The sequence below is a fragment of the Arthrobacter ulcerisalmonis genome (assembly GCF_900609065.1).
GTDB lineage: Bacteria > Actinomycetota > Actinomycetes > Actinomycetales > Micrococcaceae > Arthrobacter > Arthrobacter ulcerisalmonis.
The window spans coordinates 1-14,398 of the sequence record NZ_UXAU01000016.1; the positions used below are offsets into that span (position 1 = coordinate 1).

A 14,398-nucleotide genomic window follows, 5' to 3' on the forward strand; every position below is an offset into this window, starting at 1 on the left:
GAAACGCCCGGTCCCATCCCGAACCCGGAAGCTAAGACCCACAGCGCCGATGGTACTGCACCCGGGAGGGTGTGGGAGAGTAGGACACCGCCGGAACACACTCCGGTCGAGGCCCCAACCACCACCATGGTTGGGGCCTCCCACATTTAACAAACACACCCCCACACAAACCGGAACACCGGCAAACAGTCGTCGGAGCCGGTCGTAGGTAGAAGCCCCTAGCCGGGCTCCGTAGCGTTCCTGACGGGCCGGACAATATCCTGCGAATCGGTGACGTCCGATGGCTCAGGGGCTGGGGTAAAGAGCGCGATGGGCAAGTCGGCGCCTGCACACTCTGGGAGGGACACGGCAAAACTGTCTTCGACCCGGATGGTCCCGTTGGCCAGGCGTTGCAGTCGGTAGCCGACCCCGAAGGCCTCGGGCCTATCGATGGTGTCGCCTTCAACTGAGGCCCAGCTGCCCGCGATGCAGCCCCGTACTTCGGCGAGGTTCGTGTCGCCACGGACGTCATGCCGCACGTCCACGGGCAGGAACGGTTCAGGTCCGGGCAGGATCCTGGATTTCTTGTTTTGCTGCACGTACTGGCGAACGCTTGAGTTCAGCCGGCTGCGGAGCTCGTACCCTGTGGTCTGCTCTAGCTCGGGCAACGTGAAGTCTGTGATGTTTTGCGCCACGGCCTTGGCTTCGAGTGACTTTCTGGCCGCCTGCACCCACGGATCTTCTTCTAGGGGCCCAGCCGGTGCCGCACCTTGCCACTGGACGTCCGGGTAGGGCGGGGCTGGCCGCTTTTCGAAGCGGCAGCTGGTGAGCCCAACGGTCGCCGCCGCCAGCGTGGCCACGGTGAGCAGCGCCGTCGTGGTTCTGCTGCCTGCGGCGAACCAGGTCAAGGTGCGCACTAGTGTTCCCCCTGTGAATGAACGTCCCCCGCAAGCATAGGTGCGGTAGTGGACACCGCGATGCAGAACGGACGACGACGGCGGGAGACTCCCGCCGTCGTCGTCCGTTCTGCCCAGGCGCCCGGGCAGCCCCGGCGACGCCTTAGTAGTTGTAGCCGAAGCTGCCGATGTACTGATCCATGTACGTGTTCCAGGCGCAAGGTGTCACGTTGATCACCGGGGCGCCGTAGGACTTGATGGCAGCCCGCAGTTCGGCGGAGCATTCGGACATGGTGGACCGGTACACCTGGTACGTGTTGTAGTCCGCGTGGGCAGGCGCAGCCAGCACAAGGGCACCGGCACTCAGCGAAACACCCACGGCAGCGGTAGCAAGAACACTCTTGATTTTCTTCATCGTTGACCCCAATCGATGGAACAGCTGCGGCGGCTGCCACAGTGGAGCAACCTGCTCCTGCTTTTGACGCTATGGCACAACCGGTGAACCGCCAATGGGCCCAAGTCCCCGTAGGTGAAACATAAGCCTACTGACGAGTAGGCTAGGACGTGGACGAAAGGAGCATTTCATGAAGAAAATCCTCATGGTACTGACCAGCGTTTCCGAGATCGGCGACACCGGAGAGAAGACCGGCTACAACGTGGCCGAAGCCGCCCACCCCTGGAAGGTTTTCAAGGACTCCGGGCACTTTGTGGACTTCGCCTCCATCCAGGGCGGCCAGCCCCCGCGCGATGAGGTGGACACCGACGATCCCATCCAGGTGGCCTTCACCGAGGACGAGACCACGCGCGCCGGGCTCTACAACACCGCTCGCGTGGACGTGGTGGACCCGGACCAGTACGACGCCGTCTACCTGGTGGGCGGGCACGGCACCATGTGGGACTTCCCGGAGAGCGAAGGCCTGCAGAAGCTGGTGTCCAGCGTCTACAACGCCGGCGGCCTGGTGGGCGCTGTCTGTCACGGCCCCGCCGGCCTGCTGAACGTGGAACTGGCCAACGGGCTGCGCCTGGTTGAGGGCCGCAAGGTTGCGGCGTTCACCAATGACGAGGAAGTGGCTGCCGGCAAGGACAAGGTCATCCCGTTCTTCCTGGCCGACCGGTTGGAGGAACAGGGCGCCACGCACGTCGCTGCCGACGTCTGGGAAGAGAAGGTAGTGGTGGACGAGCGCCTGGTCACCGGCCAGAACCCTGCGTCCGCTGCCGGTGTGGCCAAGGAGATGGAGAAGCTCTTCGCCGAGGTCATTCACCAGGAGAAGGCCGAGGAGCAGCACGAGGCTGAAGCTCTCCGAGCTGAGAAGGATGCCGAGAAGGCAAAGAAGGCTGCCGAGGAAGCAGAGAACTAAACTCCCGCAGCACACGCACCTGACGGCCGTCCCCACTACCGGGGCGGCCGTCGGCTGTATCCTGACAAGGCACGTTTCCAGGCCTTCCTGACCCGGCGTGCGCCCAAACTTTGGAGTGGATCCCCATCAGCACTGACTCACCTGCTTCGCCGGGAATTACGACGGCGATCTCCGCGCCTGATCCCGGCTGCATCACCTGGCAGCAGGGCGACGTGGCCGCTTCCGCGCAGTGGCTGACCGCCAACGGCAGGCCCGCGCCCACGCGCGTTGAGGCAGTCACCGACACCCTGACGGCTAACGATGCGTACCGGATGGCGTCTCAAGGGACCGCGATGCTGTGGCAGGGCGACTTCCACAACGCCCGGCAGCTGCTCACCGCTCTGGACCGGCGGGTGGGCGCCGGGAAGAAGGCATCGGGAACCCCGGCGGAGACGTTTTACCGGCACCGGCAGTCCCGCTCGCACCGGGCCCGCATCCTGGGCCTGGTGCTGGTTCCGCTGAACCCGGGCCCAGAGGTTCCGCTACGGCGCGCACCCGACGTGCGGGAGGCCGCCGTCGACGCCTACGGCGAGGTTACGCAGCCGTCCGTGGTGTCCCTGCATGAGCTGGTAGGGGCGATCGGCGCGAACCAGTGGCGCCGGAACGGGGTGTGGGTGGAGGCTTTGCAGGACCGGATCCACCCGCATTACGGCACGTTCTTCCCCACCCGGAGCGAGTACGTTGGCCTGGTAGCGGAGGCGCCGTTGCCGTCGGAGGAGCTGGCGTTCGACGTCGGCACCGGCACCGGAGTCCTGGCCGCCATTCTGGCCCGTCGCGGCGTGCGGCGCGTCCTGGCCACGGACAACCAGCCCCGGGCCATCGCCTGTGCCACTGAGAATTTCCGGAACCTGGGTGTCCAGGATCGGGCCGAGGCGGTGCTGACCGACATGTTCCCGCCGGGGCGTGCGCCGCTGGTGGTGTGCAACCCGCCGTGGATTCCGGCCACCCCGCATTCCAGCCTGGACAGCGCGGTCTACGATCCCGGCTCCAGGATGCTGTTCCGCTTCCTGGCCGAGCTCCCCGACCATCTGGAGCCTGGCGGGGAAGGCTGGCTGGTGCTGTCCGACTTGGCCGAGCACTTGGGCCTGCGGACGCGCGCGGACCTGCTGGCAGCGATCGACGCTGCAGGCCTGGCGGTGGTGGACCGGTTGGACACCACCCCCTCACATCCGAAGGCCTCGGACCGGAGCGATCCGCTGCACGCGGCGCGTGCGGCTGAGGTGACGTCGCTGTGGCGGTTGGTTCCGCAGCAGCCGTAACCCGCCGTCGTCCGTGAATGACGACGGCGGGCAGGTTTACGACGGCGGGCCGGCCGGGCTAGGCGGGGGCTACACCAGCTCCAAGCCCTCTGCGACCACGGCGCCGGCGTGGATGACCGTACGGTCCGGCAGCCGGTCCATCACTGCGGCCGTCACGGTGTCGCCGGACACCAGGACCAGCTCGGCCGGATCGCCCACGGAGAGACCTGGCCGGTCCGCGATTGATATCAGACGGGTGGCCTGCGGGTCCAAGACGGCGGCCCCGCCAATGGTGGCCACCGCAACACAGTGCTCAATGAGCTCATCGGCACGGAATTTGGACGTAAAGGCCAACTGCCAGGTCCGATCCAGCATGTCCGCGTTGCCGTAGGGGGACCAGTAGTCCCGCTGGCCGTCCTGGCCCAGGCCCACCCGGACCCCGGCCGCGGCCAACTGCTGCAACGGCAGCGGGGCGCCCGCGGGGGCAATGGTGGCCATGGAAACATCCAATGCGCCCATGGCCTCCACCAGCTCCTGCAACTGCGCAGCTGGCAATTCCGCCAGCCCGTAGCCGTGCGAAATGGTGACCAGGCCTTGCATGCCCAGCGCCTTGGTGCGCTCCAGGATCAATTCCGTGCTGAACAGGCCCAACTGGCCCGGTTCGTGCAGGTGGATATCCACCGGAACGCTGTACTTCTCCGCCAGGCCAAAAACGATGTCCAGGTGCCGGACCGGATCGCGGTCCAGGGCGCAGGGGTCGATGCCGCCCACCACGTCCGCTCCCAGCTTCAGGGCCTCTTCCAGGACCTCAACGCTGCCGGCTTCGCGCAGCAGCCCAGCCTGCGGGAAAGCGATGACTTCCACGAAAGCCCGCGAACTGTGCTCCGCTTTAGCGGCCAGGACGCCTTCCAGCCGTTCCAGGCCGGCGTCCGCATCCACCTGCGCGTAGCTACGGACCCGGGTGGTGCCGCGGGCAATCATGGCTCCGAGGGTGGCGGTGGCCCGCTCGGCCACGGATGCGTCCGCCCCGCGCCAGTGCTGCCGGTCATTCATCATCATGTTCCACACACCCGGCGCCCCGGTGTGCGGCCGGAAGGGCAGGCCCAGCCGGGTGGAGTCCAGGTGGACGTGCACGTCGGAGAAGGAAGGGAGCAGGATCCGGCCGCGCCCGTCCACCTCCGTGGCACCCGGCGCCGCCGGAAGGGACGCGCCCAGGCCGGCGATAGCGCCGCCGTCGAGCATCACATCCGTTACCTCGGCGCCCCATGGCCGGACGTTGCGCAGGATGGTGCTCACTTGGTCAGTCCTGTGGCGGAGAAGTCGGTCAGGGGAAGGTCCCCGTCCAGGGTGGAAGGTGCCCAGGTGTTCAAGTAAATGCCCTTCATGTGGCGGTTGCGGATCTTCAAAGTATGGCTGGCCTGGTCAGCGTCCACCAGGTTCACTGTGACGCCCGCGGCCGTGAAGTACCACTGCTCGCCTCTGGCCGCCCTCTTCGGATCGGCGTAGGGTCGGAAGACCATGACAGAACAGCAGCCGTACACCATTGTCCGCGCCTATCCGCATTTCGAGTTGCGCCGTTATCCCGCGCATGTGGTGGCGGAGGTGCAGGTCAGGACGGCGTTCGACCGGGCTGGAAATGCGGCCTTCCGGAGCCTGTTCAACTACATCAGCGGCAGCAACGTTGCCAACCAGAAGCTCGCCATGACGGCCCCGGTGATCCAAGGCAGCGGCGCTTCACAGAAACTAGCGATGACCGCGCCGGTGCTGCAAAGCGGTCCTGCAGGAAACGGCGAGCCCGGCGAGTTTGTGGTCGCATTCGTCCTGCCGGCGGGCTTGACCGCAGATTCCGCGCCGGTGCCCACAAACCCGGAGGTGCGGATCCGCGACGTCCCCGGATCGTTAGCCGCGGCGCTGCGGTTCTCCGGCAACGGTTCGGAAGCGGCGTTCGCCAAGCGCACCGAGGGGCTTCTGGCCGCGCTGGCCCTGGCGGGGCTGACGCCAACAGGATCGCCGCGGTTCGCCCGCTTCGATCCGCCGTTCAAGCCGTGGTTTCTCCGCCATAACGAGGTGGTCCAGGACGTGGCGGAAACAGGGGTATCCGGCGGCTGAATGCTGGCGATCCTGGCAGCGCCGGAGATCCCGGTTCTGGCAGTGGCCCTTTGTCACCCGTGATGTTTTGGGCGTTCAAAGACGGGCGGGTTAGGTCTTCAGTTCTGCAGCAGCGAAGGACACGAAGAACCTGGCGCACCAGATGGTGACGGACCTGTAATCGCCCAAGACCGCCGCGGCCGGGATCTCGTAGTTCTGATCGCCCTTGTTGGCCTTGAGCGCGCCCAGGTCCAGGTAGGCGCCGTCGTCGTGGCCTCAGGAGACGCGGCCGGAGACGGAACGGCGGGCGGTGCGGAAGCCGGGACAGCGGTTGGAATGGCCTCGGTCACCGTCGAGCTGGTGAAGATCCGCCACGGCTGGAACAGGTACAACCCACACCCATCACGATCGCGGCCACGAGCAGCAGGACGGGCACCATCACGCGCTTGGTCATACATCCTCAACGCCCGGATTGACGGCGATGTTCCGCAGCGTAGTCGTCCAAGGCGACGCGACCGAAGGCACGTCCTCGTGACGGCTGGTAACGCAGGAGCAGCACGCCGCCGTCGTGAATTACGACGGCGGGAGGTCACCGCTGCCGGGCCCGTCGTACAGGGCGCCGGTGCTGCTTTGGGGCGCGATCACGTGCACGGCGTTGCGCTGGACGGTGAAATCGGTGGGCGTGGTGGTGGCGATTTCACCGTCGAGGTTCACCGGCATGGGCTGGTCCGTGACGACCCGGACGCTGCGGCTGGTGAAGTGGTGCACTTTGTCGTGCTTGATGAAGCTGCCGTCCTTGAGCAGCCGGGCGATGCTGACGTGCTCCCGGACGGGTCCGGCCAGGATCGCGTAGATGTCCAAGGTGTGGTCGTCGATGCCGGCTGTGGGGGAGACGGTGTTGCCGCCGCCGTAGTGCCGGCCGTTGCCCACTGCCACCTGCAGCAGGTTGTCGAGTTCCATGGTGGGATGGTCGCCGTCGGGGAATTCGAGCCGGGCGCTGAACGGCTGGTGCCGGGTGTAGGCGCGGACGGTGGCGACGGCGTAGGCCAGCGGGCCGAGGTACCGCTTCAGACGGGGGCTAAGCGCTGCGGTGATGCCGACCGACAGGCCTGCGGACGCAACGTTGAGGAAGGGATGGCCGTTGGCCTTGCCCAGGTCGATGTCCACGACTTTGCCGTCACCGATGGTGGCGCAGGCCTGGGCCAGGTTGCTGGGGATTTCTAGGGTGCGGGCGAAGTCGTTGGCGGTGCCCAGCGGCAGGACGCCCAACATGATGTTTGTGCCAGCGAGCCGGCCAGCAGCTGAGGTGAGGGTGCCGTCGCCGCCGCCAACAATCACCAGATCGTGTCCGTCGGCAAGGACCTGGTCCAGGGTGGAGCCAAGGTCCGCGCCGGTAAGTACATGGTGGACGGCGGTGACGGGCACTCCCGCTTTGCGCATGGCGTCAACGGCCAATTGGTGGGCCGCCCCACGGCGTGACCCGGCGTTGATCACCACGGCGGCGGAGCGGGCATCGCGGGGGGATCTCATGGAGGCAACGCTACTGGGTGGGGCTGTGGGTTTCCTCCGTGGGTTGACGACGAAGGCTCCGTCCCTTGCGGAGACGGAGCCTTCGTACGTCAGCTTGAGGTTTTAGGAGTCCTGGTCCACGGCGACGATGATCTTGCCGCGCGTGTGGCCTTCCATGTTGGAACGGAAGGCGTCTGCTGCCTTCTCCAGCGGGAAGACTTCGGCAACTTCCACCCGGAATTTGTGGCTGTCCACCAGCTTGGCGAGTTCCCGCAGGTCAGTGCCTACGGGGCTGACCCACATCCAGGCTCCGCCGTGGTTTTCCACTTCGCTGTCGGCGATGGAGGCGTGGCGGCCGCCGTCGGCGAGGACGGCAAGGGTGGTCTCGAGGTTGCCGCCCACGAAGTCGGCGACGACGTCCACGCCGTTGGGGCGCAGGGCACGGATGCGGTCGGCAAGGCCGTCGCCGTAGGCCACGGGCTCGGCGCCGAGGTCGCGGAGGAAGCCGTGGTTCTTCTCGGACGCGGTGGCGATGACGTTGGCGCCCATGGCCTTGGCGATCTGGATGCCAAGGGTCCCCACGCCGCCGGAACCGCCGTGGATCAGGACCGTTTCGCCAGACTTAAGGCCCAAGCGGTTGAGGACCTGGAACGCGGTGAGGCCGGCCAAGGGAAGGCCTGCGGACTCGTTCCAGTTCAGGGTCTCAGGCTTGCGTGCCAGGACGCGCTCCGGCAGTGCGATGTACTCGGCAAAGCTGCCACCCTGGACGTAATCCTTGCGACCGTAGGCGATGACTTCCTCGCCCGCTTTGAACTGGCGCGCGTCGATGCCTACCGATTCCACCACGCCCGCAACGTCCCAGCCGGGGATGGCCGGGAACTGCAGGTCCATGGCGCCATCCAGGCCGCCGGACATAATCTTCCAGTCCACCGGGTTCACCGATGCTGCCTTGACCTTGACCAAGACCATGCCGGGGCCCACCTTGGGCAGGGGCTGGTCGCCGTACTCGAGGACGTCGGGGTTTCCATAGCTGCTGTAAGTAATTGCCTTCATGGTTGCTTCAACGGCAGGGGTGCGTTCTTCTATTCCGTTCTGCGCGGCGCAGTGGCGAAGCGCACGATGGGTTGAAAGCTTCTGCCGCCGTCGTCCGCGGAAAACGGCACAGGTAGCACCATTTGGTGATGCTTGACACACTCCACCGCGGCTGAATACACTCATGGAAACGATTACATGGAAACGATTCCATGCGACGAAAACCCACACGAAGGAGTGTCTGCGATGACCAGTGTCACCATCAAGGATGTCGCAGCGCTCGCGGGGGTTTCCTTGGCCACAGCGTCCCGCGTCCTGTCCGGACATCCGGCTACGTCGAGTGAATCCCGGGCCCGAGTCACCGCAGCTGCCGAGCAGTTGGACTTCCGTCCCAACGCCCAGGCCCGCAGCCTCCGTTCGGCCAAGACCCACGTGTTGGGCCTCTTGGTCTCGGACGTCCGCAACCCCTTCTTCGCCGATCTGGCCCACGCGGTGGAACAAGCAGCCCTGGAAACCGGGTACGTCATCCTCCTTGGCAACGCCAACGAACTCGAAGACCAGCAGAACCGGTTCCTGGACACCCTGATCGATCAGCGCGTTGACGGCGTCATTGTGGCGCCTCAGGGCGACGGCCAAGGCTCCATCAGCTCCCTGGTGAACCGCGGGATCCCCACGGTCTTCGTGGACAGAACGGTCGACGGCGTCAGCGTCCCCTGCGTCACCACGGACAGCCGCCCGGGAATCAGCCAAGCGGTCAAGCATCTCGCGGAGCAAGGTCACCGACGGATCGGTTACATCGCCGGACCGCAGTCGATTTCCACAGGACGGGAACGCTACGCGGCCTTTGTTGAGGCGCTGAAAGAAGCCGGCCTGGACCAGGATCCAGCACTGACGGTGTTCGGCGACTTCCAGCTGGAGAGCGGCGCTGCAGCCACCGAGAGGCTGCTCCAACTCGAGGATCCGCCCACGGCAATCCTCGCTGCTGACAGCCCCATGGCCGTGGGGGCTGTTGCGAAGATCCGCGAACGCGGCCTCAGGATCGGGCCCGATGTTGCCCTCGTGGCTTTTGACAACATCAACCTGTTTGCCCTGCTCAGCCCGGCGTTGAGCGTGATTGACCACAGCGTGGAGGACATGGGCCGGATAGCGGTGGACCTGCTCCTCAAGGTCATTGACGGCGAAGACCCCGCGTCGGTGTCCTTGCCCAGTGGACTCATCATCCGCGAGTCATCCCTACCCCCTCACTCCGTGAACACCCAGAGGAAGAACTGAAATGACCAATAGCTCCTCCACCGGCAACGCTGCCGTGCACCCAGACGAGCCACTTGTCACGCTGAAGAACATCAGCAAATCCTTTGGCCCCGTCAAGGTGATCAAGGACGTCACCGTCAGTGTCTACCCTGGCCAGGTTCAGGTGCTGCTGGGCGAAAACGGCGCCGGAAAGTCCACCTTGATCAAGATCATGGCCGGCGTATACCAGCCGGACAATGGCCAGATCCTGATCGACAACCAGCCGGTCACCCTGGCCAACACCCGCGCAGCGGAAGCCCACGGAATTGCCACCATCCACCAGGAACTGAACCTGGTGGGCAGCATGAGCATTGCGGAAAACATCATGCTGGGACGCACCCCCAAGAAGTTCGGCCTGGTAGACCGGGCTGAACTGCGCCGCCAGGCGAAGAAAGCCCTGGACCGCATCGGACTTCGCGTGGACGTGGATACCCCGGTGGGGGAGTTGGGTATAGCCCAGCAGCAGCTCGTAGAAATCGCCAAGGCGCTGAGCATCAACGCCCGCGTCCTGATCCTGGATGAGCCCACCGCAGCGCTCACCAAGCACGAAACAGAGAACCTCTTCCACGTCGTTGAAGAGCTCCGCGCCGAACGCGTGGGCATGCTCTTCATCAGCCACCACCTCGAGGAAATCGCCGAAATCGGTGACACCGTCTGCGTCCTGCGCGACGGCGAATTCATCGCCGAAGTACCTGGGTCCACCAACGAGGACGAACTGGTCCGGCTCATGGTAGGCCGAAGTATCGATGACCAGTTCCCGCGCCGCATCGTTGAAGCGGAAGCTCCGCAGACCGTCCTCGCCGTCGAAGGCCTGGGATCCAAGGGCCGCTTCAGCAACATCTCCTTCGATGTCCGCGCCGGCGAAATTCTGGGCATTGCCGGCTTGGTAGGGGCAGGGCGCACCGAAGTCATCCGAGCCATTGCAGGCGTGGACAAGCACGACGCCGGCAGCGTCACCGTCCGCGGAAAGAAACTCCCCAAGGGTGACGTGGGGGCAGCCATTGCCGCAGGTATTGGGCACGTTCCGGAAGACCGGAAGGTCCAAGGCCTGGTGCTGGATGCCTCGGTCAACGAGAACCTGGGCTACGCCACCCTGAAGTCCAGTTCACGGATGGGCCTGGCAGACTTCGCTGGCCAACGCCAAAAAGCGGAGGACATTGCCGGGAAACTGCGCATCCGCATGCACGACATAGACCAGCCCATCCGGTCCCTGTCCGGTGGTAACCAGCAGAAGGCCGTCTTTGGCCGCTGGATCATGGCCGCATCCACGGTGCTGCTGCTCGATGAACCCACCCGCGGCGTGGATGTTGGCGCCAAGGTGGAAATCTACGAGCTGATGAATGCCATCACCGCTGCCGGCGGGGCGATCGTGATGGTTTCGAGCGAACTTCCCGAAGTCCTGGGCATGAGCGACAGGATCCTGGTGATGCGGGACGGCGAAATTGCCGGTGAACTGTCCGCAGCGGATGCCACCCAGGACGCCGTCATGACCCTGGCCGCCGTAGATACCGGCAGCGTGCAATGACCACCCAAAACCCAGAGACAAAGACGTCACAGTCCCCATTGATTCAGACAAGGAACACCACTATGTCCACTGCAACCCAGGCAAGGCCCAAACAGGGCTTTGACGTCAAAAAGTTCCTGGCGAACAACGGTGCCCTTGTGGGGCTGCTGGTCCTGGCGCTGGCCCTGTTCATCATCACCCCCGACTTCCTCACCGGGCCCAACCTGCTCAACATCGGCATCCAGGTTTCCACCGTGGCCATCCTGGCCTTCGGCATGACCTTCGTGATTGTGGCCGGCGGCATCGATCTATCCGTGGGTTCGGTGGCGGCGTTGAGTGCCATGGTGTCCGGGTACATGTTTGTCTCGTCAGGGTTGCCCGGTGGCTTTGCCCTCGCCGCCGGCCTGCTGACCGGCCTGGTGGTGGGAACGGTCAACGGCCTGGCCAGCGCCTACGGCAAACTGCCCTCCTTCATTGCCACCCTGGCCATGCTGAGCATTGCCCGCGGCCTCACCCTGGTCATCTCGGATGGCCGGCCCATCAAGACCGCTCCTGAAGTTTCCTTCCTGGGCGGCAACATTGGGCCGGTACCCACCCCCATCATCGTGCTGGTGATTGCAGCAGGTGTGGCATCCTTCATCCTGAACCGGACCGTCATTGGCCGCTCCATGTACGCCGTTGGCGGCAACGCCGAAGCTGCCCGCCTCTCCGGCCTGCCGGTCAAGCAGATCACTGTCACCGTGTTCGCGCTCGCTGGACTCTTCGCGGCCCTGGCCGGACTCCTGCTGGCCGGCCGTTTGGACTCCGCCCAGCCGCAGGCTGCGGCGGGCTACGAACTCGACGCGATTGCCGCCGTCGTGATCGGTGGAGCATCCCTGGCCGGTGGCCTCGGTCGGATTTCCGGCACCATCGTTGGTGCGCTGGTGCTGGTAGTCATCCGCAACGGCCTGAACCTCCTCAACGTAACCTCCTTCTGGCAGCAAGTGGTGATCGGCGTCGTGATTGCACTGGCCGTGGGTGTGGACGTGCTGCGCCGGAAGACTCGTTCCAGCTGACGCCCCAGAGCTTTCCCAAGAATTTCCAAACCCCCAAAACAAAGGACAGAACAATGAAGCTCTCCCTCCACCGTGCCCTCGCCTTGACCGCCGTGAGCGGCCTGCTGCTGACCGGCGCCACCGCCTGCAACCGAGGCGGCGATTCAGCTGCCGCCAGCAACCCCAAAGTGGTGATGGCGCTTTCAACCCTGAACAACCCCTTCTTTGTCGAGGTCCGCGACGGCGCCCAGGCTGCCGCCAAGGACGCAAACGTGCAGCTGGACGTGGTGGATGCGCAAAATGACTCTGCAACGCAGGCCAACCAGCTGGCCAACGCCCAGACGTCCGGCGCCAAGGCAGTGATCGTCAACCCCGTGGATTCCGATGCATCCTCGGCCTCCGTGACCGCTCTGACCAAGGCAGACATCCCGGTGATCGGCGTGGACCGGACAGTCAACAACGCCACGCTCACCTCCCTGGTGGCCAGCGACAACGTTGCCGGCGGCAAGCAGGCGGCGGAAGAACTTGCTGCTGCCTTGGGCAAGAAGGGCACCATCATTGTGCTGCAGGGCGTTGCCGGAACCTCCGCAAGCCGTGACCGCGGCGCAGGTTTCGAGGAAGGCATGAAGGCATTCCCGGACATCAAGATTGTGGCCAAGCAGACCGCCAACTTTGACCGTGCTGCCGCCTTGGATGTCACCACCAACCTGCTGCAGGCCAACCCCGGCGTGACCGGCGTCTTCGCCGAGAATGACGAGATGGCTCTGGGCGCAGTCCAGGCTTTGGGCGCCAAGGCTGGCACCGACGTCAAGGTTGTAGGGTTCGACGGCACCACTGATGGTCTCGCCGCCATCAAGGCCGGCACCATGGTGGCCTCTATCGCGCAGCAGCCGGCCAAGCTGGGCCAGCTTGCTGTTGAGCAGGCTGCCAAGGCACTCAAGGGCGAGTCGGTGGACGCTACCGTTCCCGTCAGCGTTGTCACCGTGAACAAGACCAACGTTGGAGACTTCAGCAAGTGACACAACAGCAAGGGCCAGGCGGAACAGTCGCCGTGGTTGGCTCCATCAATCTGGACCAGGTAGTGCGCCTGGCACGCCACCCCCAGCCGGGGGAGACGCTGCTGGGGAGCTCGTTCACACTGCTTCCCGGAGGAAAGGGAGCCAACCAGGCCCTTGCTGCGGCACGATGCGGCGCCACGGTCAGCCTGGTAGGCGCGGTGGGCAACGATCCCAACGCCGCCCTGGCCACCGCACTTCTGGAAACCTCCGGGATTGACCTGAGCGCCGTCACCACGGTGGAGGCGCCCACGGGAGTGGCCTTGATCAACGTGGCGGACGACGGCGAGAACACCATTGTGGTGGTTCCCGGGGCGAACGCCTCGGTGGACGCCGCAGCGGTGCGCCGGTCTGCTGCCGTTGTAGCCGACGCTGCGGTGGTGGTGTTGCAGGGTGAGATCCCTGCCGAGGGCATTGCAGTGGCAGCGTCGTTGGCGACGGGGCGGGTGCTGTTGAACCTCGCGCCCGTGATTGCCGTGGACCCGGCCGTGATCCTCGCTGCGAATCCGCTGGTGGTCAACGAGCACGAAGGCGCTTTGGTGCTTGCGCAGTTGGACCAGGACGCTGCCGTTCCCGCAGATGACCACGCTCTTGTTGCTGCGCTGCGGGCGCTGGGGATCCCGGCCGTGGTGCTCACCAGGGGTGCTGACGGCGCCATCTGCTCGGACGACGGCGGCACTCACCTGGTGCCGGCACCGAAGGTTGACGCTGTGGACACCTCCGGCGCTGGCGATGCTTTTGTGGGTGCTTTGAGCACCCGTTTGGCTGCGGGGGAGTCGCTGCTTCAGGCGTCCCGGTACGCTGCCCGCGTGGGTGCCTTTGCGGTGCAAGGTCATGGAACCCAGCCGTCCTACCCCACCCTTTCCGACGTTATGCCTGAGGTGACCGCGTGAAGCGCCACGGCATCCTCAACGCCGAACTGAACGCTGCCCTGAGCCGGCTGGGCCATGGGGATCAGGTCCTGCTGGCCGATTGCGGGATGCCCGCACCCCACGGAGTCCACGTGGTGGATTTGGCGCTTGTCCTGGGTATTCCCCGCTTTGAGGATGTGCTGGCGGCGCTTGTGGGGGACATGGTGTTTGAAGGCGCCACCCTTGCCGAGGAAACGCGCGGCACGGACACTGAAAGTCTGGTCCATGGTTCCCTGGGAGAGCTGAGCTACGTCAGCCACGAGGAGCTCAAGGCCCTGTCCTCTTCAGCCAAGCTCTTCATCCGGACTGGGGAAGCTACGCCTTACGCCAATGTGTTGCTGACGTGTGGGGTGCCGTTCTAGGTTTCCTGGTTGCGGCTCAGGGAATCAGGGCCTGCGGTGGTCCACCAGGCTTTCATCTACGCACGGCCGCAGCCCTCCGCTATTTGCCGACCTCGGATGCATG

The 14,398-nt window shown here is 65.2% G+C and carries 16 protein-coding genes and 1 rRNA gene; 10 read left to right on the top strand and 7 right to left on the bottom strand.

The window, feature by feature from the left end; all coding sequences use genetic code 11:
- Positions 1-96 (top strand): 5S ribosomal RNA (gene rrf, locus PSET11_RS04770); the annotation flags it as partial.
- Positions 97-218: 122 nt separating this feature from the next.
- On the opposite strand, the gene PSET11_RS04775 is transcribed toward rrf, so the two are convergent.
- Together PSET11_RS04775 and PSET11_RS04780 are read right to left on the bottom strand one after the other, a co-directional pair.
- Complete coding sequence (locus PSET11_RS04775; RefSeq protein ID WP_238989033.1) at positions 219-896, bottom strand: hypothetical protein; 678 nt, start codon at positions 894-896, stop codon at positions 219-221.
- A gap of 142 nt (positions 897-1,038) precedes the next feature.
- Entirely contained in the window at positions 1,039-1,290 is a 252-nt protein-coding gene (locus PSET11_RS04780) for a hypothetical protein (RefSeq protein ID WP_124090980.1), read from the bottom strand.
- A gap of 169 nt (positions 1,291-1,459) precedes the next feature.
- Between PSET11_RS04780 and PSET11_RS04785 the strand changes: the two genes are divergently transcribed.
- Both PSET11_RS04785 and PSET11_RS04790 read left to right on the top strand, forming a co-directional pair.
- Positions 1,460-2,233 (top strand): type 1 glutamine amidotransferase domain-containing protein, encoded by a 774-nt coding sequence (locus tag PSET11_RS04785; RefSeq protein ID WP_124090981.1) that lies wholly within the window; start codon positions 1,460-1,462, stop codon positions 2,231-2,233.
- 191 nt (positions 2,234-2,424) lie between these two features.
- Entirely contained in the window at positions 2,425-3,531 is a 1,107-nt protein-coding gene (locus tag PSET11_RS04790) for a methyltransferase (protein ID WP_238989034.1), read from the top strand.
- 69 nt (positions 3,532-3,600) lie between these two features.
- On the opposite strand, the gene PSET11_RS04795 is transcribed toward PSET11_RS04790, so the two are convergent.
- Both PSET11_RS04795 and PSET11_RS04800 read right to left on the bottom strand, forming a co-directional pair.
- Complete coding sequence (locus PSET11_RS04795; protein ID WP_203415906.1) at positions 3,601-4,806, bottom strand: amidohydrolase family protein; 1,206 nt, start codon at positions 4,804-4,806, stop codon at positions 3,601-3,603.
- A complete protein-coding gene (locus PSET11_RS04800; protein ID WP_124090982.1) occupies positions 4,803-5,030 on the bottom strand; it encodes a hypothetical protein in 228 nt (75 codons plus the stop codon). Before PSET11_RS04800 ends, PSET11_RS04795 begins: the two co-directional genes overlap by 4 nt.
- Between PSET11_RS04800 and PSET11_RS04805 the strand changes: the two genes are divergently transcribed.
- A complete protein-coding gene (locus tag PSET11_RS04805; RefSeq protein ID WP_124090983.1) occupies positions 5,029-5,619 on the top strand; it encodes an SOUL family heme-binding protein in 591 nt (196 codons plus the stop codon). The two genes, PSET11_RS04800 and PSET11_RS04805, sit on opposite strands and share 2 nt — an antisense overlap.
- Positions 5,620-5,709: 90 nt before the next feature.
- On the opposite strand, the gene PSET11_RS16840 is transcribed toward PSET11_RS04805, so the two are convergent.
- From PSET11_RS16840 to PSET11_RS04820, 3 genes are all read right to left on the bottom strand, one after another.
- Positions 5,710-5,853 carry a DM13 domain-containing protein gene (locus PSET11_RS16840; protein ID WP_345788814.1) on the bottom strand — a complete coding sequence of 48 codons (144 nt, stop codon included), beginning with the start codon at positions 5,851-5,853 and terminating at the stop codon, positions 5,710-5,712.
- A 318-nt stretch (positions 5,854-6,171) separates the two neighbouring features.
- Complete coding sequence (locus PSET11_RS04815; RefSeq protein WP_124090984.1) at positions 6,172-7,128, bottom strand: lipid kinase; 957 nt, start codon at positions 7,126-7,128, stop codon at positions 6,172-6,174.
- A gap of 102 nt (positions 7,129-7,230) precedes the next feature.
- Positions 7,231-8,160, bottom strand: a complete 930-nt coding sequence (locus PSET11_RS04820) for an NADP-dependent oxidoreductase (protein WP_124090985.1) — start codon at positions 8,158-8,160, stop codon at positions 7,231-7,233.
- A gap of 225 nt (positions 8,161-8,385) precedes the next feature.
- Here PSET11_RS04820 and PSET11_RS04825 point away from each other — a divergent pair, with 225 nt between their 5' ends.
- The 6 genes from PSET11_RS04825 (at position 8,386) to rbsD (ending at position 14,295) form a co-directional block, all read left to right on the top strand.
- Positions 8,386-9,411, top strand: a complete 1,026-nt coding sequence (locus tag PSET11_RS04825; RefSeq protein WP_124090986.1) for a LacI family DNA-binding transcriptional regulator — start codon at positions 8,386-8,388, stop codon at positions 9,409-9,411.
- Between the two features lies 1 nt (position 9,412).
- Positions 9,413-10,954 carry a sugar ABC transporter ATP-binding protein gene (locus PSET11_RS04830; RefSeq protein ID WP_124090987.1) on the top strand — a complete coding sequence of 514 codons (1,542 nt, stop codon included), beginning with the start codon at positions 9,413-9,415 and terminating at the stop codon, positions 10,952-10,954.
- Positions 10,955-11,016: 62 nt separating this feature from the next.
- Entirely contained in the window at positions 11,017-11,988 is a 972-nt protein-coding gene (locus PSET11_RS04835) for an ABC transporter permease (protein WP_203415907.1), read from the top strand.
- A gap of 53 nt (positions 11,989-12,041) precedes the next feature.
- Positions 12,042-12,986 carry a substrate-binding domain-containing protein gene (locus PSET11_RS04840; RefSeq protein ID WP_124090989.1) on the top strand — a complete coding sequence of 315 codons (945 nt, stop codon included), beginning with the start codon at positions 12,042-12,044 and terminating at the stop codon, positions 12,984-12,986.
- Positions 12,983-13,915, top strand: a complete 933-nt coding sequence (locus tag PSET11_RS04845; protein ID WP_124090990.1) for a ribokinase — start codon at positions 12,983-12,985, stop codon at positions 13,913-13,915. The genes PSET11_RS04840 and PSET11_RS04845 overlap by 4 nt, the downstream gene beginning before the upstream one ends.
- The gene (rbsD, locus tag PSET11_RS04850; RefSeq protein WP_124090991.1) at positions 13,912-14,295 is read left to right on the top strand and encodes a D-ribose pyranase; all 384 of its coding nucleotides are present in this window, start codon (positions 13,912-13,914) and stop codon (positions 14,293-14,295) included. Before PSET11_RS04845 ends, rbsD begins: the two co-directional genes overlap by 4 nt.
- Positions 14,296-14,398: the final 103 nt, after the last annotated feature.

Coding starts and splice junctions, on each gene's coding strand:
- PSET11_RS04780 (WP_124090980.1), bottom strand. CDS start 1,290: ATGAAGAAAATCAAGAGTGTTCTTGCTACCGCTGCCGTGGGTGTTTCG.
- PSET11_RS04785 (WP_124090981.1), top strand. CDS start 1,460: ATGAAGAAAATCCTCATGGTACTGACCAGCGTTTCCGAGATCGGCGAC.
- PSET11_RS04805 (WP_124090983.1), top strand. CDS start 5,029: ATGACAGAACAGCAGCCGTACACCATTGTCCGCGCCTATCCGCATTTC.
- PSET11_RS04800 (WP_124090982.1), bottom strand. CDS start 5,030: ATGGTCTTCCGACCCTACGCCGATCCGAAGAGGGCGGCCAGAGGCGAG.
- PSET11_RS04815 (WP_124090984.1), bottom strand. CDS start 7,128: ATGAGATCCCCCCGCGATGCCCGCTCCGCCGCCGTGGTGATCAACGCC.
- PSET11_RS04820 (WP_124090985.1), bottom strand. CDS start 8,160: ATGAAGGCAATTACTTACAGCAGCTATGGAAACCCCGACGTCCTCGAG.
- PSET11_RS04825 (WP_124090986.1), top strand. CDS start 8,386: ATGACCAGTGTCACCATCAAGGATGTCGCAGCGCTCGCGGGGGTTTCC.
- PSET11_RS04830 (WP_124090987.1), top strand. CDS start 9,413: ATGACCAATAGCTCCTCCACCGGCAACGCTGCCGTGCACCCAGACGAG.
- PSET11_RS04835 (WP_203415907.1), top strand. CDS start 11,017: ATGTCCACTGCAACCCAGGCAAGGCCCAAACAGGGCTTTGACGTCAAA.
- PSET11_RS04840 (WP_124090989.1), top strand. CDS start 12,042: ATGAAGCTCTCCCTCCACCGTGCCCTCGCCTTGACCGCCGTGAGCGGC.